Here is a 24560-nt window from a genome sequence, read left to right on the forward strand (position 1 = left end):
CCTCAGGCCGCCTGCCGGGCTCAGCCTGCCCAGCCGATATCGATCACTTCGATGCCACCGAGGAAGGCGGTGATCCACACCCACGAGCGAGGACCGAAGATCAGCGTGGCGTGCCAGCCGCCGGGCTGCGGCCATTCACCCGGTCGCAGAAGCGCGGCGGCGATTGTCTCCATCACCTCCTTGTGCCCCTCCGGTGGCAGCTCATCTAGGGCGTCCTCCACCCGGACCGCCAGGTCGACCTCGTACGGCACTGCGCACCCCCGTGCTCGTGATCAGGGAGGTCCACACCGTACGAGCCGGGGGCCTGGTCACGTGCAGGCCTGTGGATAACCACTCCGCGTACAGGTCAGAGCGCTCTCACAGCTTGTCGGGCCCCGAAGAGGGAACCCCGTGCCACCGCCCGGTCCGCAATCGCGACGGTCAGAAGGAGCGGGGCTTGACGCTGAATCGTTCGACGAGGCCCTGGGCGAGGAGCCGGTGGGCGCTGAACTGTTCGGCCACCGCTTTAGGATCACTCCAGTTATCCGCGTCAGCGAGCGCGAGCGTCGCCTTGCGCAGCGCCTCACCCAGCTTCGTCATCATGTCCTCGGTGACGATGCGGGTGCCGGGCGGGGCGACGGCGTTGTTCTCCGGGGTGTTGACGCGGTGCAGCAGTACCGGGGTGGCAGTGCAGGTCTGGTCATAGGTTTGCTGGAACCAGCTCATGGAGTGAGCCAGCTGCGCGACGTCACTACGCCAGATCTTGTCAGAGGTGGCCCCTGACTTGGCTTCCAGAACCAAGTACTTCAACTCCCCGATCGCCCACAGGACGTCCGGCCCGTTGCCGGTCGTGCGCTCCGGTCGCTGGGCCTCGAATCCGAGGTGATACCCAAGGCGTTCCAGGGCCCGCTCGAAGATGGGGACTCGCTTCGGGTTCGGGTGGTACGTGAGTTCGTCGAGTAGGACGTCGATGCCCACCAGGAGCTCGTTGCGGTCGCTGTACTTTTCGGCCAGGTAGGCGGCTGCGAGTGCCGCCTGGGTGTCGGTGGCCTTGATCCGGGTGGCCTTGACGCCGTCGATCGGTCGCAGCAGCTCAGGATTGTGCACTAGCGCCTTGACCAGGGTCTGCTGGGCCTTGGGCTCGTCAGTGAAATGCTGGTAGGCAGCGAGTTGTTCCTGGAGGAACCCGCGCTCGGCCGGGTCAGTGGCCGCGGCAACCGCCTCGCTCATGTGGGTAACGGCCTGCGAATACTGGCCGAGCGCGGCTTGGTCGAAGGCCCTACGCGCGGGCGCGGCGACCTTGGAGATGGTGCTCTGGGGGTAGGTGACCTCGGCCAGGGCGGTGCGGGCGGCGGAGACCCAGCCCGGGTCACGGCCCAAGACCTGCGCGATCACGCCTTCGATCTGCTCGAGCTGCTGTCCGGCCAGATGCGCGGCGATCTTGCGGGAGAACTCGATCTGGGCGACGGTGGCAGGGCTGAACCGGGCCCGGTACCGGGGTGAGGCGATCAGCTGCGACAGGTGCGGTCCCATAAGCAGGACGACGCAGTGGTCATTGACGGAACGCACTCCGCGGCCCATACCCTGCTCGATGCGCTGCAACTGCCGGTTCACCATGGCATCGGAATCGCCGACGACGATCGCCTCGCGGCGGGTGAGGCCGCCATAAGCCTGCGGCAGACCGTCCAGGACCAGGACTTCGCATGCTGTGCGGGGCAGGTCGATTCCGTCGTACTTGTTGATCAGCACTACCAAACCGACATGCCGACTGCGCAGTTCCTTGACCGCGGACCCGATCTGCTCGGAGTCTGCAGCGGTGATCTTCGCGTACGGCCCCCATGCGGCGGCCTTGCGGTGGGAGGGCGCCAGGACTACGACGTTGACTCGCTCGGCAAGCTTCGCGGCCATCGCCCGCACAGCCGCGTCGGTGACCGACGGGTTGATGTCCTGGGGGGCGAGGATGAGGCGATCCCCGAGATAGCCGGCGCTCGCCGGGGTAATCGGAGTCCCCACGGTGGCCGGGTCGGCCGCGAAGTCGGTGACCAAGATGCTGTCGTCGGCCAGAGTCGCGGTCAGGTGGACCCGGCGCCTCGCCCGCGCGAAGCTGGCAATCTTGCTGATCGGCGGGTACGGCGGTTGGACTTCCAGCCCCTCTCCGGTGAAGACGGCTCGGCAGACAGGCAGTACATCCTTGACCAGGGGCCAGGACCACTGAAGGTCCTCATCGTCCCGCAAACCGTTCAGAATCGCGCTGACGTCACTGATGCGGCGGGTCCAGGCCCAGAACGGTACCTGCGCGACCGCCGAGGGGTCCTGCGTTGTCAGGCCCAGGTAGGTGATCTCCGACTGCTGGCGCAGGTCATCGGTGAACAGCTCCAACAGTGCGGTGAACGCCTCGGCATGCCGGGCTCTCGACAGCGACAGGGTGAACTTCTCTCGCACGGTCGCCAGCGCCGCGTGCGCGTCGTCGACGACGATCGTGCCGACGTCGGTGACAGGGCGTCCGTCCCCCTGGAGCCCGAAGACGCTCTTGCCGTTGACGAACCGGTGCAGGCTGAGCACGCAGATCGCCTCACCGCTCGCGAAGCGGGTGGACTTGGGATCGGAGGTCACCTCCAGCCCGAGGTCCACGGCCTGCTCCATCGCCTGCGAGGCGAGATAGGGGTCCGGGGCCAGATACAGCACCGGGCCGGCGCTCTCGTTCAGACTCGACTGACAGATCAGAAGCCCCACCAGCGTCTTGCCGCCGCCCGTGTTGAGCTTGACGACCAGGTCCTTCTCCGAGCGCCGGTCGTACCACGCCTGGAGTACCTGCCCCTGCGGGTCACGCAGGAACTCGTACTGGGCAGCACGCCCGGGAAGCGCGTCAAAAAGCACCCGGGGGTCGGTGGGCGTCGGGGCGGAACCCGATCCGAAGGAAGAGAAGTCGATCACCATATGAGCCCCCTGAGGAATCCAGCGCTGACGGGGCCTCCCACCCCCGGGGCGCCACCGCGACAGACAGTAGCGAAGAGAACACCGTGTTCACATCTGGGTTGCACCAGGTCCCTGGCTGCGATACGTGGGATCCGATCCAGCGGGCCGCCGACCAGTTCGGCCCAGCTCCGGCCGGGCTGCGGCCCCGGCGGCCCCCAGCCCGGCGCCCATGCATCCGGCGGCGTAGCAGCAGCTCGTCATCCTGATGCATCCCTTCAGCCTGGTCGCTGGCACTCACAGCCGGGTCGGTTGCGTCGGCTGCAAAAGCGCGAGAGCCAGGTGCCATCGGCCTTCTGCTCCGGCACGGTCTGCTCCTGTTCCCGGTGCCCTTACCGGAACTTCGGAGGGCGCTGCGGTTCCTCCGGCGGATGTCCGAACGGGCGCATCGGCCCGAACCCCGGGTAAAGAGGTGCAAAGGTCACACGAGGAGGCCAATTGAGATCGCTATAGGCTCCCGCTGCACTTGCTCAGCTTCCCAGGGGATCCTTTGCGTACTCGTCTTGCTGCCTGCGCTGTGGCTGTCGCCGTAGCCGGCGTCTTCTTCAGCGCGCCGGTCGCGTCCGCGGCGACGCTGCCGTCGACCAACACCGCTCACCACTGCGTCCACCACACCACCGGGGTGTGTGGCTGGACGCACCACAAGAAGCCCGCGGACAAGTACGAGACCGCGAAGTGCAAGGACGCTTCCCTGTCCTACTCGCGGCACTCGCAGGGCACCTGCTCCCACCACCAAGGCGTCCGCTATTGGTTCAAGTAGTGCACTGCTCGGTGGTCTTGTGCTGCACGAGGCCGCCGAGCAGGCTCTCCTGGCGGTAAACAGGTTGGCGTGACTGTCGAGGCTAAATCCGAACAACATGCCGACGGCCTCTTGCCGCTCCATGACATCCGGCAGGCGAACACGCAGCTCGATCAGTTGGCGGCGGATCGTTCCATGGATCACCCACCCGCCGGTAGTCCGGCGATTATCGTGTCGGACCGCCTCACCGTCGATCCGCAGCACGCCCCGGCTGCGAACGCCAACGTCTACCTCGCCTCGACCGAGACCATCGAACAGATCGCCGGTGACGTCTCCATCGTTTGGAGCGATCTACTTACCAGCGCGGCAGGAATCCAGGCAGAGCAGACACTGCGACAGCACGTTCGATCGGTGATGACGGAACACGGGTGTCTTCCCACTCAGGTCATTGACCGTCTCACGCAGAACAGGATTCGTCCGGGCGCCTGAGAGGAAGCCACGGCCGTCCCCGCGAGACGGAGGACCAGATCGCGGGGCGGCCGGCTGAGAGGCGTGTCCTGAGCCGGCGCGGCCTCCCCGAAGCGGGACGAGTTCCTGGCAGCGAACTCCTCCCGGCGGACGCTGACGCGGTCTGGAGGGCTCTCGTGGTGGGGGGACGAGATGGCCCTGTACGAGCACCTCCAAGCTCAAGAGGCCGAGGCGGGCCCGGTCCCGGCCACCCCGAAGACCCTCGTCGAGAAAACGGTGGAGCGGCGGCCAGCTCAGGATTCCTCGGCGTCCGCAGTCGTCTCACCTGAGATGCTCGCGGAGATGCGGCGGCGCATCGTGGCAAGGTCGTCGCGAGTGGCGCTGGGGGCCATGGCGCGGCGCGGACCGACCAGCCTGGTGGATGATGACCCATCAGCGCACCAACAAAGGGGGGCAAGGCGATGAGAAATTTCGACGGCGCGATGCAGTTCCTCAAGGCCCGGCTTCGCGAGGACGAGAAAGCTGCTCGCGCAGTGAAGCCCGGCAAGAGCCAGGACCTGAAAACGTTGCAGGCCCGCGTCCTCGCCGACGTCGAGGCCAAGCGCCAGCTCGTGGCGTGGGTGGAGGGCAACTTTGGGACGGCATTGAAGGCGGAAGCGGATGCCAGGAGCCTACCCGCCTTGAAGAAGGGGGCCGTGCACTTGATCGCTGCTGTTCCCGAGTTTCTCCGTAGTCCGGTGATCGAGAGACTCGTTTGGGCATACGCCGACCACCCCGATTACGACCCTGAGTGGGGATTGATCGAGTACGTGCACGAGAACGAGCCCGGTGGGGACAAGCTCAGCACCCGCTGACTAGGAGACATCGCTTTGAGCTTTGGGGAGCGCCAGAAGGCGCTATGGCGCCACGGTTTGGCCGAGAGGACGGGCTTCCAGCTCACAGCCCGAGGGCTCCAGAAGGCGTACCGCGGGCCCACATGCTCGGCGGGCAGGGGGCCTAGAGTGCGCCGAGATCCTTGGCCTGAGGCTCTGCTGATGCTCCGCCGTGTGAAGACAGACCTCGCGCAGGCGGCTCAACGCGGATAAAGACGTTTGCCGTAAAAGGTCATGACGCTGTCAGCATCCGCTCGTATCTTCAGTCCATGACCGTCACTGCCCGCCGGGAGCTGGTGAGTCCCGCGACCCGCAACGCCTTCCGCGCTCTGGCCACGGACCTAACGCTCCGGATCGTGGCCGAGCTGTGGGAGGACCACGGATTCGCGCCCATCCCGCCTGAACAGTTGAAGTACCAGGACTCAGGTCAGCGGCGGACCGAGTTCATGCTCTATGCCGAAGGCGTGGACTGGTCTGACCCCGACCACGTCCAGCGGGCTCTCCTCGTCTTCGAGGACTTCATCCGTGCCTACCGGGACCCCGGGCAGCAGGACACCCCTACGTGGCTGGAGAACATCCGCGTTCGCCTGGAGAGGGACGGCTTCTCGCTTGACCAGAGCGGCAAGATCTCGTGGGCTGCGCCGCCTGTTCTGGCCCGTGACCTCAGCAACCTGAGCGACCCCTCCGGCATCACGATCGAGTTGGAGCGCATCCGGCGAGACCTGACAACGGACCCGTCAGGTGCGATCGGGGCGGCCAAGCAGCTCATCGAGGCGACTGCGAAAACCGCCCTCCGGGAGTTGGCCATCGAGATCGACAGCAACGCGGCCCTGCCCTCCCTCATCAACACCGTGCAGAAGTCGCTGAAGCTCGATGCCGCCTCGGCGCCGGCAGGCCCCGACGGAAGCAAAGCGATCAAGAAGGTCCTGTCCGGCGCGATCAACATCGCCGTCGGCGTGGCCGAGCTGCGCAACCAGGGCTTCGGCAGCGGACACGGCCAGGCGAGCGCCCCGAGCGGCCTAGGGGTCCGCCACGCCCGCCTGACGGTCAACGCCGCCGTGACCTGGTGCGAGCTGATTCTCGACACGCTGGCGGACCCGGCCGCTCCGTGGCGCAAGGTCACCACCTGATCTACGTCCAGATCACCTCGACCCGCCTCGGCCCGGACATGCCGATCAGGAGCCCCGGGGGGAAACTGGACCTTAGCGTTGCTTCCTGATCCCGCCGTCAGGCCAAGTGTGACCCGATCACTGACCCCTTGGAATAGATCATCTAGCGGGGAGCCTGAGCGATCCGGTCGCGGAGGTGCTGCGCTGCCGTTTGCATCTGCTCGTCAGGGCCGCCCTCGGCCAGTTGGGCCAAGATGTCGATGAAGATCTCGGTCCGAAGCCGCACGGCCTCCTTTGAGTTGTCGAGGATCGCGCGGTGGAGGACTTCCCAGAGTTCACTCCTCACCGTGGCTGGGTCGGAGGTGTGGCTAAGCCCCTCGCGGAGTACCTTCTGGACGATCTGTTCCTCGAGGATCCGCGTTGCGGCAACGTAGTCGTATGCGTGCGGCCGGCCCTCAACTGGCGTGAGCGGGTAGTCCGGCAGGTAGCCCAGTTTGCGAGCCCGCGCGAGCCAACGGCTGGCGGTGATCCCGCTGACTCCCCACGTGTCCTGGATGACCTGCCGAGGAGCCCGACCCGTCAATTCCGCATCGACGGCGAACCATGCGACCTGGACGAAGTGTCCCGCGGGCCAGGACCGACCGACCTTCACCGACTGAATGCGGGCTTGGGCGTAGACGTCGCCGACTTTGTTGTTCCACTTGGTCCGTAGAGCGCTCTTGACCCTCCCCAGAATGGTTCCTGTCGGCGCGCGACGGACGGTCTCCCGGGTGATCGCCTCAGGCTTCTCTGGGTCTCGGGGCACGATCGACAGCCTGGTGATGGCCGGCTTCCCGGCCACCATCCGTCCTTCGACGGAGTAGACCCAGGGGCCTGGGATGTCGGAGTAGGTGACATCGACAGCCTCTGAGCCGTTGGCGAAGGCGTAAACCCATCCCCAGGTTCCGTCCCCGGCAATGGACATCGCTTCAGCGGGCTCGTCGTCCACGATAGTGATAACCCCCCCTCCGTGTTGTCGCCGTCAAAGCCTAGTGTTTGGCGGCCGCAGCCGGAAGGCTTGGAAGCACAAGGGCACCTCCTGAACAGGTAGTTCGAGGGATAGGCCGTTGGCGTTCCAGGGAAGGACAGCAGCGTGAGTGCAGGGGAAGGCGGCTCCGGCAGCGAAGGACTGCCGCTGCGGTGGGTGGTCATCCTGCTGGCGAGCTTGATCGGCGGGGTGGCAGTCGGCCGCGTGGAGGGGCTGGGGGCCGGCGTAACGGTCGCGATTGGGCTGGCAGGGTTCCTTCATCTGGTCATGCGCTCATAGACCGTCCGCGCCGGCTGAAGTCGGCTGCGCAGCACCGTGGGCCCTCTGATGAGTCTCAGAGGGCCCACGGTGCTGGAAGTAGAAGACTCGCTCCGGTCCAGTCCCTCACTCGCCCGTGAGAGACCAGGGGTCGGCGAGGGGGAGCTGGCCGTTCATCACGGCGTCGCTGTCGGCGTTGACGAGGGCATCGGCGATGTGTCGTCGCAGGATCGGGTGGCTGATGCCGTCGAGCTCGCGCCAGGCGGCGTCGGAGACCTCTTCGGTCTGGAGGTTGCCGGTGTCGGCGGTGGTGCGGAAGAGGAAGCGGAAGTCGAAGTGCTGATGGGTGGGCTCGTCCTGCTGAGGTTTCCCGGTGCCCGCTGGGGCCTGCCCGCCCACTCGCCGAGCGGGGGCCGCGGACCAGCAGCAGCCGGGCGCCGGAGGTGGTCCGGTAACTGGTGTCACTGGTCAGCCTGGCCTGACCCCTGCCGGGCCGCATCCTGACCGCCGGCGGGCTGTCCGCCCGGACCGAGCGATCCGAGCGGCTCGCCGACCTCACCGCCACAGCTGGCGCTGGCACGTATCTGTGCGGGACCGGCGGGATGACGTATCTCGACCCGGCCCCGTTCACCGCCCGCGGCATCGCCGTCGCCCCGTTCCTGCCCCCGGCCGCCGGGATCTGGGCCTCCGCCCGGCGCGTCACCGCCCTGTGGGCCCTGGCCCACCTCGGCCCCGCCGGCCTCGCTGCCCGGCTCCGGGCCCCCGCCGGAGCCCCGGACTCGCTCAAAGCTGCGGCCTGAGCACGTACTGCTGTACTTCCCCCCTTCTCGAGGGGGGAAGTACAGCAGTACGTCGTGCACCATCGCGTACGGACCTATGTGCTCAGCCGTCCGTTCGAACGGGACCGTGTTCTGTGGCGGGAGCAGGGATCGAGGCCAGGCGCCGGCTGCTGCCGAGCTTCTTCTTCAGCGCAATGTTCTCGTGGTAGAGGTTCGCGGTCACCGCGGCCAGCGCGTCGAGCTTGCCCTGGGCCTCGGTGACTTGGGCCTTAGCCTCCCGCAGCTGCTTACGCAGGTCGGTGATCGTCTCGTCGCGCTGCACTTCGCCGGGGGTGCGAAGCACCGGCCGGGCGACTTTGGCGTCCCACTCGGCCAGGATCTCCTCGGCCCGGTGGACGGTCGCGTGGCTGACCTGGGCCTCGCGGGCGAGGTTCTCCTTGGTCAGGGCGCCGTTGGTGTGCAAGGGCTCACCGGCCAGCAGCCGGGCCATGGCTTCACGGAGTTTCGTTGCGGTCGCGGCGGATACCGGCATCAGTGGGCACCTTCCAGGTTGGCGAATTGTGCGGTGACCGACTGCACCTCGGTGAGACGGATCTCTATGGATTCGCGCCGCGGCGGGGAGAGCCGTTCGCGTCGCAGGGTGTCTTGCAGGTCGCCCTCTTCGGCGATCCAGTAGGGGGCGTTCTTCAAGGTCAACACCGAGTTGCGGCATTTGCCGGGCTGGCACGCGCCGAGCAACGGCTGCTTGCCCTGCTGCTCGGGCGGGAGCTGGTTTTGGCACTCGGCGGTCGACGCCTGCCACAGACAGTGGTTGATCGTGCCGAAGTGGAGCTGGGCGAACTCGTCCCGCAGCAAGCTCACCTGCATCCGTTCGTCCGCGATCTGTGCTTGGAGGTGCGGGTCGCTGTCCATGGCCTTGATGACCTTGTCCAGGCCGGCGTGGAGCCTGGCGGCGCCGGGGCCGACGGCGACCGGATCGCCCTGTCGGCGAGCCTTGAGGAGTTCGACGAGCCTGCGGGCGGCGGCCAGTTCGAGCTGGTTGTCGAACTCCTTGCTCCAGTTCGCATCCATCCTTCCGTAGCCGGCGGTGACCCGGTTGGCCAGGGCCCGGCGGGCGGCGTGCTTGAGCTGGATTCCGAGCGCGATCTCCCCGTCGGGCTGCTGGGCGGTGATGATCGCCATGGTCTTGCGGAACATGTGCGGTCGCACCAGCCCTTCGGGGATGGGCTCCAGTCCGTTCCGGTCCAGCGTCTTGTTGATGTTCTCGATGAAGAAGTCGATGTCGCGGAAGGCATCGAAGCCCGCGCGGCCGCGTGTTCCCTCCGGCAGGAACCCGCTGGGCGGGGCCAGGGTGGCGAAGATGTGGCTGTCGTGCCAGGACAGGCGTTCGGCGACTGCCACGGCCTGTGCGACCGGTTCGGTGATCCACCACTTGAGGCGGGGCCGGGATTCGTCGTGCTTGACCTTCCTCGATGCGATCGCGGGGGATCCGTAGTGCTCGACGATGGAGTTCCGTTCGATCTCCTGCAGTTCACTGTCGCGCATCAGCGTGAGGGCGGCGATGAAGACGTAGCAGGCGGCTCTGACCATTCGCAGGGCGTGCTCGAGGTCGCCGTCCTCGATGTAGTCGGTGCGGTCCTCGGTGATCGCCTCACGCACCCACTGCTGTCGCTGCCGGGTGCGGGCAGTGCCGCTGGTGAAGACGTTCGCCCGGGTCACCGTGCCGAATACGCGGCTTTCCAGGGTCAGCCAGACCGGCTCTCCGGCCGGCCCGTGGACGCTGGACTCCCGGCGGACCGGTATGCGGTTGGCCGGGTTGGCCAGCCACTTCTTGACCTGGGCATCAAGGTCATCGGGCCGCCGGTTACGGCCGCGGACGGGCTGGTCAACGACGCCCAGTGCGGCCCGGCCTTCCTTGGCCGTGACGGGCCGGATCCGGCCTGCATCGGCCAGTTGCTGCACCATCCTCCGCCTCATCTGGTGCCGGTCCGAATCCCGGCCGGCTTTGAACACGCCCTGGCTGACGCCGCCCGTCAGCCACAGGCTCAGCGTTGACCACATCACCGTGCCCGCCGGGTATCCGCGGAAGTCCCTGGCGTGGACGGGCACCAGGGAAGCAGGGTCCTGCACCCAGGCGGCGAGCTTCACGTCGATGTCCCGAGCCCGATGGGTCTGGCGCCGTGTCCCGGCAGAGGCCGCCACGACGGCGGCCTGCTGGTCGCGGCGTTCAAGGATCTGCGGGGCCATGTCATCGATGTAGAACCAGGCGGCCCGCAGGAGCGGCCACCAGATGGCCGGCGGAATCGACGGGGTGGACAGCTCACCGGTGTATGTCCGCTCGGCCACCTCCGCAGCCGACTTCCCGGGCCACGGGTCCTCACTCAGGCCGCCTCCGGTCAGCAGCGGGGCAAAGTCCAGCAGGCGGCGAATGGTGAGAACATCGTTGGCCAGGGTGGAGGTTCCGGACGTCAGCGCGTGATGGTCGAGGTAGTCCTGCCAGTCCTCCGCCGCCCACGCGGCCAGATCCTGAGGCATCTGCTGCTCGACCGCCCATGTCGCGATGAGCCGCATCTTGTCGCACATCTGCCCTACCGAGGACAGGCCCCAGTTCTCCGCCCGGAAGAACAGACCGGCATCCCGGAGGATCTTGTGGCTGGAGTTGAGCATCCCGAAGGCGATCTCGCGGGTCCGCAGATTCCAGAGCGGGTCCGTGGGAAACGACGCTCGCCAGGCGCTCTTCACCCTGTTCGCCGGCCGTCGAAGGCAGTCGCCGGGCCAGTACCCGCTCTGCCCGAAGAGCGGGACCTCCGCTCCGGGGATGAGGTTGCGGCGACCGCCGAGGACGGGTGTGTCGTCGGGGATGGTCTGCGAGGGCAGAACCTGGAAGGCGGCGGCAGTTGTCATCGGTCGTACTCCGTTCGCATTCCGAGCGGCAGGTCGAGGCGGAACTTGCCCTCCTCGATCTGCTTGCGGGCCTCTGGAAGCTGTTCCGCGCACTCGGCGAACACTTCCTTCAGTGCGGCTGCCTGAACGGCCCAGGTGGCCTGCCAGACCGGTGGGGCCAGCACCTTGCGCATGTGGGTGATGTGGTCGTCGAGCATCAGCAGCCGGGGCAGCTGCGAGGTGAACACGATCGCGTTCGGGCAGATCATGCACATCGCCGGCGCGACGTGGCAGAGCCTGCCCTTGGGTGTGTGCGGGGAGTCGTGGGGATCACGGCAGTTGACGACACCCATGTCGAGCTCTCCGTGCTGCAAGGCTTTCCCCTGCTCAGGCGAGATACCCAGCTCAGCGGCCGTCTCCGGCTCCGTGAGCATGGCCTCGGCCCCCTCGGTGACCAGCATGGGCTTGCCAGGCTTGATCTTGTTGAAAACTCCGCGCTGGGCCCGGTTGACCGCGCGGCCTGCCAGGACGTGCGCGGTCGTGCCGTGCGCGTAGTGGCCCCGGAACACTTCGATGTGGTGGTCGTCCCCTGCCAGGTCGCTCAGGCTGCCGCCCAGAGCGGCGACGCGCGTGGTCTTTGACGTCTTCCGCAGCCGCCGCACGTCGTGCGGCTCGGAGATCTTCGCCGGGTCGCCTTCCAAAACCGGATGGGTGGCGATCCAGTCGGTGAACCGGCGCCCTGGGCGCTTGAAGATCGCCCGCCCCGCGGCCATGCGACGCCGGTAGTCGGTGGACTCGACGGCGGTGAACAGCCACGGATCGGTCTCGAATACCTCCCGGGTCAGGGTGTTCACCGCGATCAGGCGGCGCAGGAGTCCGGGGACGTCCCAGTTGCCGGTGCCGGGGTAGACGGACTCTCCAGGTGCCTCGTCCTCGTCCAGAGGCCGCTCGCTCTCCTGCGGCCCGTCGTTGCCGTGCAGATGCGGACGGACCCGCTGGGCCCGCAATTTGGTCTGCAGCACCCGGACCCCTTCATCGCTGAACTCAAGGTCGTCCAGACAAAGATCGTGCACTTCCTCGGAGGTGGCATCGCCCATGGCCAGCAGGAGCAGGACCCGGAACGGCTGCAGGTCGAGTTCGTTGGGGAACAGCAGGCCGCTGACGGTGGTCATCACGCCGTACTTCCCGCCGAAGCGGGCCATGTAGAGGGGGTCGGCCACTATGTCCCTTACCGGCTTCGGCCACCACTTGAAGTGCGCCGGGAGATGCGTCAGCAGGGCGGGCATGTCGAGCACGCCGTGCCGGGCCGCCCAGACCAGATTGGGCAGCGCCCGCCAGCCTCCACTGCGCGGGTCCTGGCCCTCAGCCAGCAGAGCACGGCCCACGGCGAGCCGCTTCTCTAGGGCCCGGACATCAGCCTTGGCACCGTCCAGCAGAAGCAGACGCTCGTGATTGGCGAACTCGTCCAACGGCTCGCTCGAGCCACCCCGGAACGTCGGCGGCCCTTCCGCCCGCCGCCGGAGGCGCTCGGGCACCTTCGCGTCCCGGACCGCCCTGTGCTCCACCAGAGTCAGCAGCAAACCGGCCAACACGTTCGGCTGGTTCGAAGTCGGCTCGTAGCGGGTGACGAGATCTTCCTCCCACTGGTAGATCACCTCGGCCAAGTCGATAGGACCGCCATCCAGCCGGGCTTCATCCGGATCGAGGCCGATGGCCGCAAGATGCGTGCCGGCGAACGTCAGGAAGCTGCGGATCGCGGTGACGTAGTTGCCGCTGAAGGCCAGACCCGCCTTGCGGTGATAGTCCAGCCAGGCATCAGCCAGCTGGCCCGCCAGCAGTGAGCACCCGAACTCCGCCGGATCGATCCGGTGGGTCATCCGCTGGTGCCGGTAGACGTAGACGAGTTCCCGGACCCCGATCCGTCCAGGCGGCGCCGGCGGCGCGACGGCAGCGGCCGGACGCTTCCGGCTCCTGCGTTCTCCCCGGCGGGGCATCAGGCGGCCCTCCCCTGCGTCAGCCGGGCCGCGTAGTCGGCGTAGGTGGTGTCCTGGGCATTCCAGTCCGCGATCGCCCGGGCGACCAGCAGGTTCGTCTTGCGGATGTAGCGCAGGTAACGCATGGTCGACGTCGCCTGGCGATGGCCGAGCAAACGCTGAACCGTCAGCTGCGGCGACCTGCTGATGTGATCGGCCAGGTAGGCGGTGTGCCCGCCCAGCCGCCGCAGCTCCGTCTCCTGCTCCGCCACCAGCTCGGTCAGCAACTGGAGCATGAAGATCGCGAACGTGTGACGCAGGTCGTGGATCTTGAATGCCCGCGGCACCACCGTCTCGAGCTTGTGTTCCTTGCTGATCCGCAGGGCCCGCACGTGGGCGTCCTCGAAGATCTGATGCCAGCGCTGTGCGGAGAGCATGCGCCCGCCGCGGCCGACGAACAGCGCCATCGGTTCCAGACCCCGGTCGCCCTCGATGACCGCGATCCGGCGCGTGGCCACGTCCATGTCCTTGATCGTGAAGGTCCGCCGGCGGCCGTGCAGGACTCCGCTGAGCCTGCCCTGACGGGAGTTGATGTCGTCGACGACGAAGAGCTCTGCCCGGTGACGGTGCAGTGTGCGGGCGGCCGCGTGCACGATCTTCGCCCGCTCTGTGCGCCGGTAGAAGTCGACCTCCCGCAAGGTGGCGTGCTGGATCTCCACCGTGCGAGGCAGCTTGTACTTGGCCATCTCCCTCAGGTCCACCAGCGCAGCCGAGCCGTCCCGGCGCGGTGTCCCGACCTCAATGTCCAGCAGGGTGCTGAACTCCCGCAGGCGCATCCCGGTCGTCACCGCCAGCTCTGCCGCTGCGCTGTTGCGCAACGGTGCCGCCCCACGGAACGACCGGTCCGCCCGCTCGTCCGGCAACAGGCCGCGAAGCCCCACCTGCTTCAGGAACCGCCACTGCGAATAGGTCAGATGGCGGACGTCGAGATCGTTGACGACGGACACGGACAGAACGTCCTTGCCGTTCTTGCGTCGGTGATACGGGCGCCGGTCCAGCAGCTTCGCGTCCCCGACAGCCCAGTCGTAGAAGTTGTTGATCGCGGCCCGCCGCCGCATCCACGTGGCCGCCGACACCGGCTCGTCCTGGTACTCCATGAGCTCGTCCCGGTAGGCGACGAGGTCATCCTCCGTGGCCGACAACAGATCCGTCGGCGGGTCCAACTGCCCAAGGAAGTCGGCCAGATCCATGAGGTCGTACGTGTAGTCCTGGAGCGACCCCGCATCCAGGCGCTTGGCCATATCGAAGAAGCACGAGGTCAACGGCTCCAGCGGACGCATATCCGACCCCAGGAAGAACGGCGTGCCCTCCTTGAGCGCCCCCTTGCGGGTCACGTACTCGACCCAGTCCAGATCCACACCGTCCACGGCACCCGCGTACCGGCGCACCTTGGCATGCGACACGAAGAAGTACTCCACGAAGCCCTCACGCCTGAGACATCAATAGTCACTTGAACCTAACAGCCGCCCGTGGTGTACCACTGAGACATCGAGACATCTACCAACCCTTGAGCTAACCCGCGCCCTCCTGGTTGGCGGGTCTGGTCTCCAGCCGGACCACGTGCGGGTGATCCGGTCGCAGCTCCGCCGAGTCCTCCGCGAGCACGATCCGCTCCCCCGGCCCGACCATGCCGAGCAACGCGCTCAACAGAGTCGTCTTGCCCGTGCCCGTACCGCCGCTGACCAGGAAGGACAGCCGAGCCCGCACCAAGGCCCGCAGTACCCGGTCGCCGCCCGGCGGAACCGTGCCAGCGGCCACCAGTTCGTCGAGCGTGAACGCGCGGGGCCGTACGACGCGCAGCGACAGGCAGGTGCAGCCGACGGCGACCGGGGGCAGCATCGCGTGCAGTCGCGTTCCGTCGGGCAGCCGGGCGTCGACCCAGGGCCGGGCGTCGTCCAGGCGCCGTCCGGCCACCGCGGCCAGGCGTTGGGCGAGCCGCCGCACGGCCGCCGCGTCCGGAAAGCAGACGTCGGTCAGCTCCAGGCCGCCGCCCCGGTCGACCCAGACCCGGTCCGGCGCCGACACCAGCACGTCGGTCACCCAGGGGTCGGTGAGCAGGGGCTCCAGGGGCCCGCTGCCGATCAGCTCGGACCGAAGGTGCTCGGCCGCGCCGAGGACCTCCGCGTCCCCGAGGACCCGCCCCTGTTCGCGCAGGGCCTGCGCCACGCGCGCGGGCGTCGGTTCGGCCCCGCTGTCGGCGAGCCACTGCCGTACGCCGTCGAGCAACGCCCCGCTCCCCCGCGCCCGTTCGAGCCCGGGCGGCGTGCTCATGAGCCACCCGCCTCGGTCAGCGCGCGCTCCCAGAACTCCTTGCAGAAGCGGGCGAGCGGCCCGCGCGCGGTCGCGCCCGGCGGTGCCTTGCCGCCGTCCGGACGCAGCAGCCCCGACTCGACGGGCACCTCGCCGGCCAGCGGCAGCCCGAGCAGCCTGGCCACCTCGGTGTCGTCGAGGCCGGGCGCGTAGGGGCCGCGTACCGCCACACGCAGGTCGCGCAGCACCATGCCGACGGCGGAGGCCACGCGCCCGCCCGCCGCGACGGCACGCAGTTCGGCCGGGACCACGAGGAGCCCGAGGTCGAGTTGGGCGAGGACCTCGGCGACTCCGTCGTCGATGCGGCGCGGGAGGTCGACGACGACCGTGCCGCCCCGGCGCCGGGCCGCCGCGAGCACCGCGCGTACGGCCTGGGGCGCGATGGCGACGCAGTCGCCCCGGTCCCAGCTCAGCACCCGCAGCGAGTGCAGCCTGGGCAGCGACTCCTCCAGAGCGCCGCCGCCGACCCGGCCGCGCGAGGCGGCGAACGCGGGCCAGCGCAGGCCCTCCGTGCTCTCGCCGCCGAGGAGGACGTCGAGTCCGCCTCCCAGTGGATCGGCGTCCACGAGGAGGGTGCGCAGTCCTTCACGCGCGGAGGTGACGGCGAGGGCGCACGCGAGCGTGGACGCTCCGGCGCCGCCCCGGCCGCCGATCACGCCGACGGTGAGTGCGGGTCGTCCGACGCCTTCGGCGACGTCGGCGATGCGGTCGACCAGCCACTGTTCGCCGTCGGGCAGCATCAGGACGTGGTCGGCGCCGATCTCCACGGCTCGCTGCCACACCCCGGAGTCGTCCTGGTCTCGTCCGACGAGGACCACTCCGCGTCGGCGGGTGGCTCCGCGCACCCGGCGTGCCGCGTCGTCACCGACCAGGACGAGCGGCGCGGACTCCCAGCTGCCTCGGCGGTCCGGCACCGAGTGGTGCACCTCCGGTGTGGCTCCGGCCGCGGCGCACAGGCGCAGCAGGTCGTCGAGGAGTGCCGCGTCCTCCGTGACGATCAGTGGTTTTCCCGGCCGCCTGCCGGCGGTGGGCGGCGGGTCGTGTGTGACGGCTCCGGTCACGATTTCCATCCCCCTTCGCTGCGGGTCGCACAGTCCCTGCGGCCCCGCGATTCCCAAACGTGTGAAGAACCGGCATCCGGCCCTCATATGAACGGCCGACGGAAACCGGCCGTGGACGCCCGGCAAACGGAACCGGTCATGTGAAGTCGGCCCGAGCGGACGCGTTGGAATCACGGTGCAGCGAACCCGGAAATCGTGTGGATCTTGGTGGAAAACTGTGGACGAGTGGGGGGTTGTGAATATCGCCGTCACCCAAACCGGTGACCGCCGCACCACCCGTGTACGACTTCCGCAGAGCAGTCCGACGGCTACGCAGGGTGACGAAGGGTGGGCATGCGAAAGAGGCGGCCGCAGCCGCCTCGATGCGGCTCACTGCCGCGTACAGAACAGAAAAACCCACCCGGACATGCGACGACCCCCGCCGGGGGGGGAGAGCGGGGGTCGTCTCCACGGCCGACTCGGGGGGGGAGGAGCCGGACCGCGTTAGCACGGTCGCGAACGATCCGTGACTTCCATGGTGTACCCGAGAGCCCTCTCAGGCAAACCCACGCGCCCACCTTACGCCGAATGGGCTGCCCCTATGCTCTTGGTTGTGGAAAACCACTCCTTGCCCCGCACAGCGGCCTTCTTTGACCTGGACAAGACGGTCATTGCGAAGTCGAGCACGCTCACCTTCAGCAAGTCCTTCTACCAAGGCGGGCTGATCAACCGCAGGGCGGCCTTGCGGACCGCGTATGCCCAGTTCGTCTTCCTCGTCGGCGGTATGGACCACGACCAGATGGAGCGGACCCGCGAGTACCTGTCCGCCCTCGTGCGCGGCTGGAACGTCCAACAGGTGAAGGAGATCGTCGCGGAGACCCTTCACGACCTGATCGACCCGCTGATCTACGACGAGGCCGCCTCCCTGATCGAGGAGCACCACACCGCCGGCCGGGACGTCGTCATCGTGTCCACGTCGGGCGCCGAGGTCGTCGAGCCGATCGGCGAGCTGCTCGGCGCGGACCGCGTCGTCGCCACGCGCATGGTCGTGGGCCAGGACGGCTGCTTCACCGGCGAGGTGGAGTACTACGCGTACGGCCCGACGAAGGCGGAGGCGATCAAGGAGCTGGCCGAGTCCGAGGGGTACGACCTCTCGCGCTGCTACGCCTACAGCGACTCCGCGACCGACCTGCCGATGCTGCAGGCGGTCGGACATCCGCACGCGGTGAACCCCGACCGGACACTGCGACGCGAGGCCATGGCGCGCGGGTGGCCGATTCTCGACTTCCACCGCCCGGTGCGCCTCAAGCAACGGATTCCCACATTCTCCGTACCGCCCCGCCCGGCGCTCGTGGCGGCCGCCGCCATAGGAGCGGCGGCGGCCACCGCGGGCCTTGTCTGGTACGCGAGTCGTCGCCGGGCAGCGGCGACCGCCTGAGCGACCACCGCCCTTTTCAAACCCTTTTGGGAGCAAAAGTAAAGAACTGGTGCCAGCACTTCCGCTTGCTGCGCACCAGGAGTACAAAGGACTTAACGGCCCGCGAGACCAAGGACATCCGAGAGGATCACCTTAATAACGCATTTGGCCCCACGGACCGCGCATGAACACTGGGCACCCACGCGACGTCGACCCGTCGATTACGGGCCAGCCGCACCAGGTCACGGGCGAAGTTCCCGGCCTGATGGGCAATATATCGAGGACGCTTGGTAACCGGGTGAACATGCCAGCGGCGGTACGAGAACTCGTACCGCCGCAACCCTTTGCGAGGCCCCCGCGCGGGGGCCTTTTTCGTGCCCGCGTCCACGCGCGCGTGAGGCGTTACGCCGCCCCGCGCTGCAGCGCCTCGCACACCGCCGTCGACTCACGGGCGCCCAGCTCGACAGCCCTGCCGCAGTGGGCGATCCAGGCCGCCATGCCGTCCGGGGTACCGGACGCGTAGCCCTCCAGGGCCGCCAGATAGGCCGCTCGGCCCAGCTCGGCATGCCCCGTCTCGGCCGGGCAGACCGACTTGGGGTCGAGGCCGCTGCCGATGAGGACGATGCGCTGGGCGGCCCGCGCTACCAGACCGTTGTGGGAGGTGAAGGGGCGCAGGGCCAGAAGCTCGCCATGGACGACGGCGGCCGTCACCAGAGCGGGCGCGGATCCCCCGGCGATGATCAGCTGGGACAGCCCCTCCAGGCGGCCTGCCAGTTCGGCGGCACCCGGCAGCGGCAGCTCGATCAGCGGCTCGTCGACCGTCTCGCCGGGCTGCCGCGGACGTCCGACCTCGTCGCCGTCGCTCGCCGCGGCCACCAGGTGCAGGCGCGCCAGCACCCGCAGGGGCGACTGCCGCCAGATGGACAGCAGCTGACCGGCCTCGGCGGTCAGCCGGAGAGCGGCGCCCATGACCCGCGCCTCGTCGTCGACACCGAAATCGCTGCGGCGGCGCACCTCTTCCAACGCCCAGTCCGCCCCGGACAGCGCCGCGGAGCCGCGGGCGCCGCGCAGGGCGGCCTCGGCGGTGATCTCGGTGCTGCGGCGACGCATGACGCGGTGCCCGTAGACCCGGTCCACGGCCTTGCGCACGGACTCCACGGACTCGGCCACACCGGGCAACGAGCCCAGGGCCGCAAGCGGATCGGCGGACGCGCCTGTCGTACTCATGAGTACGACCCTACGCAACCGATGCGCGAGCCCCACGAAGGAGTGGTCTTCTTCACGGACACCTGCCCATACAGACATGTCGACACTACGCTTACTGAACATGAAAATTGCTTTCGTCGGGAAGGGCGGCAGCGGCAAGACCACCCTGTCCTCCCTGTTCATCCGCCATCTCGCCGCCGACGGCGCGCCCGTGATCGCGGTCGACGCGGACATCAACCAGCATCTGGGCCCCGCACTCGGCCTCGACGAGGCGGAGGCCGCCGAACTGCCCGCGATGGGCGACCGGCTGCCGCTGATCAAGAACTACCTGCGGGGCTCCAACCCCCGTGTCGCCTCCGCCGAGACGATGATCAAGACGACGCCGCCCGGCGAGGGCTCCCGGCTGCTGCGGGTGCGCGAGGACAACCCGGTGTACGAAGCCTGCGCCCGGCCGGTGGAACTCGACGGCGGCGCCGTCCGTTTGATGGTCACGGGCCCCTTCACGGAGGCCGACCTGGGGGTCTCCTGCTACCACTCCAAGACGGGAGCGGTGGAGCTGTGCCTGAACCACCTGGTGGACGGGCGTGACGAGTACGTCGTGGTCGACATGACCGCCGGCTCGGACTCCTTCGCCTCCGGCATGTTCACCCGTTTCGACATCACGTTCCTCGTCGCCGAGCCGACCCGGAAGGGGGTCTCCGTCTATCGCCAGTACAAGGAGTACGCCCACGACTTCGGCGTCGAGCTGAAGGTCGTCGGCAACAAGGTGCAGGGCCAGGACGACCTCGACTTCCTCCGCGCCGAGGTCGGGGACAACCTGCTCGTGACGGTCGGGCACTCGGACTGGGTGCGCGCCATGGAGAAGGGCCGGCCGCCCCGGTTCGAGCTCCTGGAGGACACCAACCGCCACGCCCTGCGCCTGCTGCGGACGACCGTCGACTCTGCGTACGACAGGCGCGACCGGGAGCGCTACACACGGCAGATGGTGCACTTCCATCTGAAGAACGCCGAGGCCTGGGGCAACGAGCGCACCGGGGCCGACCTGGCGGCGCAGGTCGACCCCCACTTCGTCCTCGGGGAAGGCGTCACAGCCCCTGCTACTGCCTGACCGCCGGGGCCCCGGGCACGCCCTTCGGGGCCGGGGCGGGGCCGCCGGAGAGGAAGGACGCCCAGCCCTGCTTGGGTGCCTCGGCGACCTCCAGGGTGCGCAACTTCGCCAGAGCCTTCGGGTCCTGGGCGTCCAGCCAGTCCGCCAGCTGCCGGAAGGACACACAGCGCACGTCGGGCTTGTTGCAGACGTTCTCGACGACCTCTTCGACGGCGCGCATATAGGTGCCGCCGTTCCAGGACTCGAAGTGGTTGCCGATGATCAGCGGTGCACGGTTGCCCTCATAGGCCCGGTCGAAGCCCTTGAGCAGCCCGTCACGCATCTGGTCGCCCCAGAACTCGAACTTGCCGGGGTTGCCCTGGGTCTTGGTGCCGGACTGGTTGACCATGAAGTTGTAGTCCATGGTCAACTGCTCGTAGCTGTGGCCGGGGAAGGGCACGAGCTGCATCGACAGGTCCCACAGGCCCTGCTTCTTCCCGGGCCAGACCTGGTTGTTGACGCCGCTGGTGTCATAGCGGAAGCCCAGCTCACGGGCGGCCTTCATGAAGTTGGCCTGCCCCTCGAGGCAGGGGGTCCGGGCGCCGATGAGCTCCTTGTCGTAGTCGAAGGGCAGCGGGGCCGCCTTCTTCAGACCGGCGTTGGTCTTCCAGGTCTTCACGAACTGCTTGGCCTGGTCGATCTCGTCCTTCCACTCCTCGACCGACCACTCCCCGACGCCGCCGTTCTTCCCGCAGAAGTGGCCGTTGAAGTGGGTGCCGATCTCGTTGCCCTCCAGCCACGCCAGGCGCAGCTGCTTCGCGGTCTCGGCGATGCCCTGCTCGTCGTTGAAGCCGATGTCGGAGCGGCCCGGCGAGTGCTGCGGAGGCCTGTACAGGTCGGCCTTCTCCTCGGGCAGCATGTACACGCCGCTGAGGAAGTACGTCATCGTCGCGCGATTGGCCTTGGCCACCTTGCGGAAATGGGAGAACAGCTTCTGGCTGTCCTCGCCGGCACCGTCCCACGAGAAGATCACGAACTGCGGTGGCTTCTGGCCCGGCTTCAGGCGCTCGGGCCGGGGCAGATGGGGCTGTGCTCCGGTGTACGCGGTGGAGCCGTCGCCGATCAGGCGGACCACGCTCTTGGGTGCCGGGGCCGGCTTCGCCTTCTGCGGGCCTGACACCCCTGCCTGGGAACCATGGGAACCGCCGGTTCCCGTCGCGCAACCGGCTAGCGATGCGGCGACAGCCGCGGCGGCCACTGCGCCGACGGCGATCCTCTGGGTGGCGACCATGTTCCGCCCACCTTCTTCCTTCTCTCGGCCAACGCCGACGAGGGCGTTCTCTGGTGACGCGCCGGGACGAGCCGACGGCGCCGTCAAGGTCGCATGAAGGTCGCATGGGACCGAGAAGGAATTAATACGACAAGCCGATAAAAAGACCACTTCACTCTTGGGGATGATTAGCTGCCCCATTTGCCACATAAATCCATGCTTGACCTTTACTCTGCATTACGATCTGTTTACCGAGTGTTGATTTCATCCCGCCGCTGCACGCCGTGACCCACGGCCGCGACCGCCCCCGCACCAGCCGGGGACCCCCTGTTCCGCGACCGCGCTGCCCCGGAGGAGACGGGAAAAAATGGCCGCCTGCGTCCCCACCCGCACCGCCCGCTCGACGCGCACCGAGCGCGTCCACCGACCCCACAGCCCCCCACCGACCCCGAACCGCCGATTCCGCATCGCGGGCGCCGACGTGTCCGCCTCGATCGCGGTCTTCCTGATCGCCCTGCCCCTGTCCCTCGGCATCGCCCTCGCCACCGGCGCGCCCCTGCGGGCCGGTCTCGTCGCCGCCGCCGTGGGCGGGATCGTCGCCGGCTGGATCGGCGGCTCACCGCTCCAGGTCAGCGGCCCGGCAGCGGGCCTGACCGTCGTCACCGCCGACCTCATCCACCGCTACGGCTGGCGGGCGACCTGCGCCATCACCGTCCTCGCCGGACTGGCCCAACTAGGTCTCGGCTGCCTGCGCGTGGCACGCAACGCCCTCGCCGTCAGCCCGGCCATCGTGCACGGCATGCTGGCCGGCATCGGCGTCACCATCGCCGTCGCCCAACTGCATGTCGTCCTCGGCGGCAACCCGCAGAGCTCCGTCCTCGACAACCTCCGTGCCCTGCCCGCCCAGTTGGCCGGACTGCGGCCCGCGGCCGTGGCCGTGAGCGCACTGACCCTGACCCTGCTGCTGCTCTGGCCGCGGATTCCCGGCCGGGTGGGCCGCGTGCTGCACAAGGTGCCCGCCGCGCTCGTCGCCGTCACCGGCGCCACCGCGATCGCCGCGCTGGTCGGCCTCACCGTGCCCAAGGTCGACCTGCCGTCCTGGAGCAGTCACGCGCTGGCCGGGCTGCCGGAGGGGCCGGTGCTCGGGCTCGTCGCCGCCGTTCTCACCACCACGCTGGTGTGCAGTGTGCAGTCGCTGCTGGGCGCTGTCGCCGTGGACAAGCTGATCTCCTCGCGTCCCGCCCTGCTCGGCTCCCGCTCCACCCGTGTCGGCCGCTCCGACCTGGATCGCGAACTGCTGGGTCAGGGCGCGGCCAACATCGTCTCCGGCGCGCTCGGCGGACTGCCCGTGGCGGGCGTGGCCGTGCGCAGTTCGGCGAATGTCCAAGCCGGTGCCGTGAGTCGGAACTCCACGATGCTGCACGGCGTTCTCGTAGTAGTCGCCGCACTGCTGATGGTCCCGATCCTGGATCTCATCCCGCTCGCCGCACTCGCCGCCCTGGTGATGGCCGTCGGCATCCAGATGGTGTCCCTGCACCACATTCGCACGGTGACGCGCCACCGAGAGGTGCTGGTGTACGCCGTCACCACCCTCGGCGTGGTGTTCCTCGGCGTCCTGGAGGGCGTGGTGCTCGGCATCGCCGTGGCCGTCACCGTCGCCCTGCACCGCCTCGCCCGCACCCGCATCACGCACCACGAGAAGGAAGGAGTCCATCACGTACACGTACGAGGCCAGTTGACGTTCCTCGCCGTGCCGCGGCTCAGCCGCATCCTGCATCACGTACCCCAAGGCACCCATGTAGTGGTCGAGTTGGACGGCTCCTTCATGGACCACGCGGCATACGAGTCCCTGCAGGACTGGCAGCGGTCACACCGCGCGCAGGGCGGCTCCGTCGAACTGACCGGCCGCCGCTCGGGAACGGGACTGGACGACAGAGCCGGCACCCACGCCGAGGGGGACGAGTCGACCGCTCCCCGCGGCCTCGATTCCACACGCACCGCAGAGACCCCGATCGCCGACTGCCGCTGCCGTCCCTGGACGCCCTGGCGCAACCACCAGTGCGAGGTGCCACGGGAAACGACAGAAACCCGTCGGACGACCGGCACGACGAACTCGACCGACGAGGCGGACACAGCCCACGCGTCGCACACCGCCCGCACCGCCCGCACCACCAGCGTCGCCCACACAGCCCACACGACCCACACGACCCTGTCGAAAGAGCCGACGCAGAGAAGGGAGTCGACGGAAACCACGCAAACCAGAGAAGGCACGGAAACCACGGGGACGACGGAAACCACGGAGCCCGCCGAGCCTGCGCGGTCCATGGAGCCGAGTGGACATCAACTGATGCGTGGCATCACGGCGTTCCAGCGCAACACCGCGCCGCTGGTCCGGGGTGAGCTGGCGCGGCTGGCCCGGGAGGGACAGCGGCCCACCCAGCTCTTCCTCACCTGCGCCGACTCACGGCTGGTCACCTCGATGATCACCTCCAGTGGTCCCGGCGACCTGTTCGTGGTGCGCAACGTGGGCAACCTGGTGCCGCCACCCGGTGAGGAGAGCGGGGACGACTCGGTGGCGGCTGCGATCGAGTACGCGGTGGATGTGCTGGAGGTGCGGTCCATCACGGTGTGCGGGCACTCCGGGTGCGGGGCCATGCAGGCGCTGCTCAACTCCGACCCTGGTGGCGAGCGGACGCCGCTGAAGCGCTGGCTGCGGCACGGGGTGCCGAGCCTGGAGCGGATGGGCGACGACAGCCGCACCCTGGCCCGGCTGGCCGGTCGGGCACCCGCCGACCCGGTCGAGCAGCTCTGCCTGACCAACGTGGTCCAGCAGTTGGAACACCTTCGGGCACACGAGCCGGTGGCCCGAGCTCTGCGAGCCGGCGTACTGGAGCTGCACGGGTTGTACTTCCATGTGGGCGAGGCCCAGGCCTATCTGCTCACCGAAGCGGCCAGCGGCGACGGTGCCGGTGAAGGCAACGGCGACAGCGAAGACGACGGCGGGGTGTTCGACCACGTGGGAGCGGCGGACGTGTCTGCTTGAGCCCGGCGCCGGTGTGCGGCCTGTCGGGGCGGGTCGCACACCGGCGCGATCATCAGTGCCGTCGCTC

At 68.5% G+C, this 24560-nt stretch carries 20 protein-coding genes and 1 pseudogene; 9 read left to right on the forward strand and 12 right to left on the reverse strand.

What is annotated here, in order from left to right; translation table 11 throughout:
* Positions 1 to 20: 20 nt before the first annotated feature.
* A complete protein-coding gene (locus ACWD4O_RS25680; protein ID WP_451283199.1) occupies positions 21 to 251 on the reverse strand; it encodes a hypothetical protein in 231 nt (76 codons plus the stop codon).
* 169 nt (positions 252 to 420) lie between these two features.
* A complete protein-coding gene (locus ACWD4O_RS25685) occupies positions 421 to 2916 on the reverse strand; it encodes a DEAD/DEAH box helicase (protein WP_451283201.1) in 2496 nt (831 codons plus the stop codon).
* Positions 2917 to 3469: 553 nt separating this feature from the next.
* Between ACWD4O_RS25685 and ACWD4O_RS25690 the strand changes: the two genes are divergently transcribed.
* The 4 genes from ACWD4O_RS25690 to ACWD4O_RS25705 all read left to right on the forward strand — a co-directional run bounded on the left by ACWD4O_RS25690 (position 3470) and on the right by ACWD4O_RS25705 (position 6161).
* Positions 3470 to 3712, forward strand: coding sequence for a DUF3761 domain-containing protein (locus tag ACWD4O_RS25690; protein ID WP_451283203.1), 243 nt, complete (start codon positions 3470 to 3472; stop codon positions 3710 to 3712).
* 69 nt (positions 3713 to 3781) lie between these two features.
* Positions 3782 to 4180 carry a hypothetical protein gene (locus ACWD4O_RS25695; RefSeq protein ID WP_451283204.1) on the forward strand — a complete coding sequence of 133 codons (399 nt, stop codon included), beginning with the start codon at positions 3782 to 3784 and terminating at the stop codon, positions 4178 to 4180.
* Positions 4181 to 4620: 440 nt separating this feature from the next.
* Positions 4621 to 5013, forward strand: coding sequence for a DUF6221 family protein (locus ACWD4O_RS25700; protein ID WP_277725506.1), 393 nt, complete (start codon positions 4621 to 4623; stop codon positions 5011 to 5013).
* Positions 5014 to 5300: 287 nt separating this feature from the next.
* Entirely contained in the window at positions 5301 to 6161 is an 861-nt protein-coding gene (locus tag ACWD4O_RS25705) for an abortive infection family protein (RefSeq protein ID WP_451283207.1), read from the forward strand.
* A gap of 142 nt (positions 6162 to 6303) precedes the next feature.
* Here ACWD4O_RS25705 and ACWD4O_RS25710 read toward each other — a convergent pair whose 3' ends face one another.
* Positions 6304 to 7128, reverse strand: coding sequence for a hypothetical protein (locus ACWD4O_RS25710; RefSeq protein ID WP_451283209.1), 825 nt, complete (start codon positions 7126 to 7128; stop codon positions 6304 to 6306).
* Between the two features lie 144 nt (positions 7129 to 7272).
* Between ACWD4O_RS25710 and ACWD4O_RS25715 the strand changes: the two genes are divergently transcribed.
* A complete protein-coding gene (locus ACWD4O_RS25715) occupies positions 7273 to 7446 on the forward strand; it encodes a hypothetical protein (RefSeq protein WP_158688370.1) in 174 nt (57 codons plus the stop codon).
* A 105-nt stretch (positions 7447 to 7551) separates the two neighbouring features.
* Here the strand turns inward: ACWD4O_RS25715 and ACWD4O_RS25720 are convergent, their stop codons facing one another.
* Positions 7552 to 7824 (reverse strand): hypothetical protein, encoded by a 273-nt coding sequence (locus ACWD4O_RS25720; RefSeq protein WP_451283211.1) that lies wholly within the window; start codon positions 7822 to 7824, stop codon positions 7552 to 7554.
* Positions 7825 to 7940: 116 nt separating this feature from the next.
* On the opposite strand from ACWD4O_RS25720, the gene ACWD4O_RS25725 reads away from it, so the two are divergent.
* Positions 7941 to 8225, forward strand: coding sequence for a WbqC family protein (locus tag ACWD4O_RS25725; protein ID WP_451283278.1), 285 nt, complete (start codon positions 7941 to 7943; stop codon positions 8223 to 8225).
* Positions 8226 to 8307: 82 nt separating this feature from the next.
* Here ACWD4O_RS25725 and ACWD4O_RS25730 read toward each other — a convergent pair whose 3' ends face one another.
* The 6 genes and pseudogenes from ACWD4O_RS25730 to ssd form a co-directional block, all read right to left on the reverse strand.
* On the reverse strand, positions 8308 to 8736 hold the full coding sequence (locus tag ACWD4O_RS25730; RefSeq protein ID WP_109543045.1) for a hypothetical protein: 429 nt from the start codon (positions 8734 to 8736) through the stop codon (positions 8308 to 8310).
* Positions 8736 to 11108 (reverse strand): hypothetical protein, encoded by a 2373-nt coding sequence (locus ACWD4O_RS25735; RefSeq protein ID WP_451283213.1) that lies wholly within the window; start codon positions 11106 to 11108, stop codon positions 8736 to 8738. The genes ACWD4O_RS25730 and ACWD4O_RS25735 overlap by 1 nt, the downstream gene beginning before the upstream one ends.
* Positions 11105 to 12964 carry a hypothetical protein gene (locus ACWD4O_RS25740; protein WP_451283215.1) on the reverse strand — a complete coding sequence of 620 codons (1860 nt, stop codon included), beginning with the start codon at positions 12962 to 12964 and terminating at the stop codon, positions 11105 to 11107. Before ACWD4O_RS25740 ends, ACWD4O_RS25735 begins: the two co-directional genes overlap by 4 nt.
* Before the next feature lie 116 nt (positions 12965 to 13080).
* A complete protein-coding gene (locus ACWD4O_RS25745; protein ID WP_277725499.1) occupies positions 13081 to 14538 on the reverse strand; it encodes a site-specific integrase in 1458 nt (485 codons plus the stop codon).
* Positions 14539 to 14635: 97 nt separating this feature from the next.
* Positions 14636 to 15391: pseudogene (locus ACWD4O_RS25750) on the reverse strand (CpaF family protein); the annotation flags it as partial.
* On the reverse strand, positions 15388 to 16500 hold the full coding sequence (gene ssd, locus ACWD4O_RS25755) for a septum site-determining protein Ssd (protein WP_451283217.1): 1113 nt from the start codon (positions 16498 to 16500) through the stop codon (positions 15388 to 15390). The pseudogene ACWD4O_RS25750 and the gene ssd, both read right to left, overlap by 4 nt.
* A gap of 571 nt (positions 16501 to 17071) precedes the next feature.
* Here ssd and ACWD4O_RS25760 point away from each other — a divergent pair.
* Positions 17072 to 17908, forward strand: a complete 837-nt coding sequence (locus ACWD4O_RS25760) for an HAD family hydrolase (RefSeq protein ID WP_451283218.1) — start codon at positions 17072 to 17074, stop codon at positions 17906 to 17908.
* A 381-nt stretch (positions 17909 to 18289) separates the two neighbouring features.
* Here ACWD4O_RS25760 and ACWD4O_RS25765 read toward each other — a convergent pair whose 3' ends face one another.
* On the reverse strand, positions 18290 to 19114 hold the full coding sequence (locus tag ACWD4O_RS25765; protein ID WP_451283220.1) for an oxidoreductase: 825 nt from the start codon (positions 19112 to 19114) through the stop codon (positions 18290 to 18292).
* Between the two features lie 100 nt (positions 19115 to 19214).
* Between ACWD4O_RS25765 and ACWD4O_RS25770 the strand changes: the two genes are divergently transcribed.
* Positions 19215 to 20201: an ATP-binding protein gene (locus ACWD4O_RS25770; protein WP_451283222.1), complete on the forward strand. Its 987-nt coding sequence runs from the start codon at positions 19215 to 19217 to the stop codon at positions 20199 to 20201.
* On the opposite strand, the gene ACWD4O_RS25775 is transcribed toward ACWD4O_RS25770, so the two are convergent.
* Complete coding sequence (locus ACWD4O_RS25775; protein ID WP_451283224.1) at positions 20191 to 21471, reverse strand: polysaccharide deacetylase family protein; 1281 nt, start codon at positions 21469 to 21471, stop codon at positions 20191 to 20193. The two genes, ACWD4O_RS25770 and ACWD4O_RS25775, sit on opposite strands and share 11 nt — an antisense overlap.
* Positions 21472 to 21817: 346 nt before the next feature.
* Here ACWD4O_RS25775 and ACWD4O_RS25780 point away from each other — a divergent pair, with 346 nt between their 5' ends.
* On the forward strand, positions 21818 to 24493 hold the full coding sequence (locus ACWD4O_RS25780) for a bifunctional SulP family inorganic anion transporter/carbonic anhydrase (RefSeq protein WP_451283226.1): 2676 nt from the start codon (positions 21818 to 21820) through the stop codon (positions 24491 to 24493).
* Positions 24494 to 24560: the final 67 nt, after the last annotated feature.

This window comes from Streptomyces sp. NPDC002623, assembly GCF_053592635.1.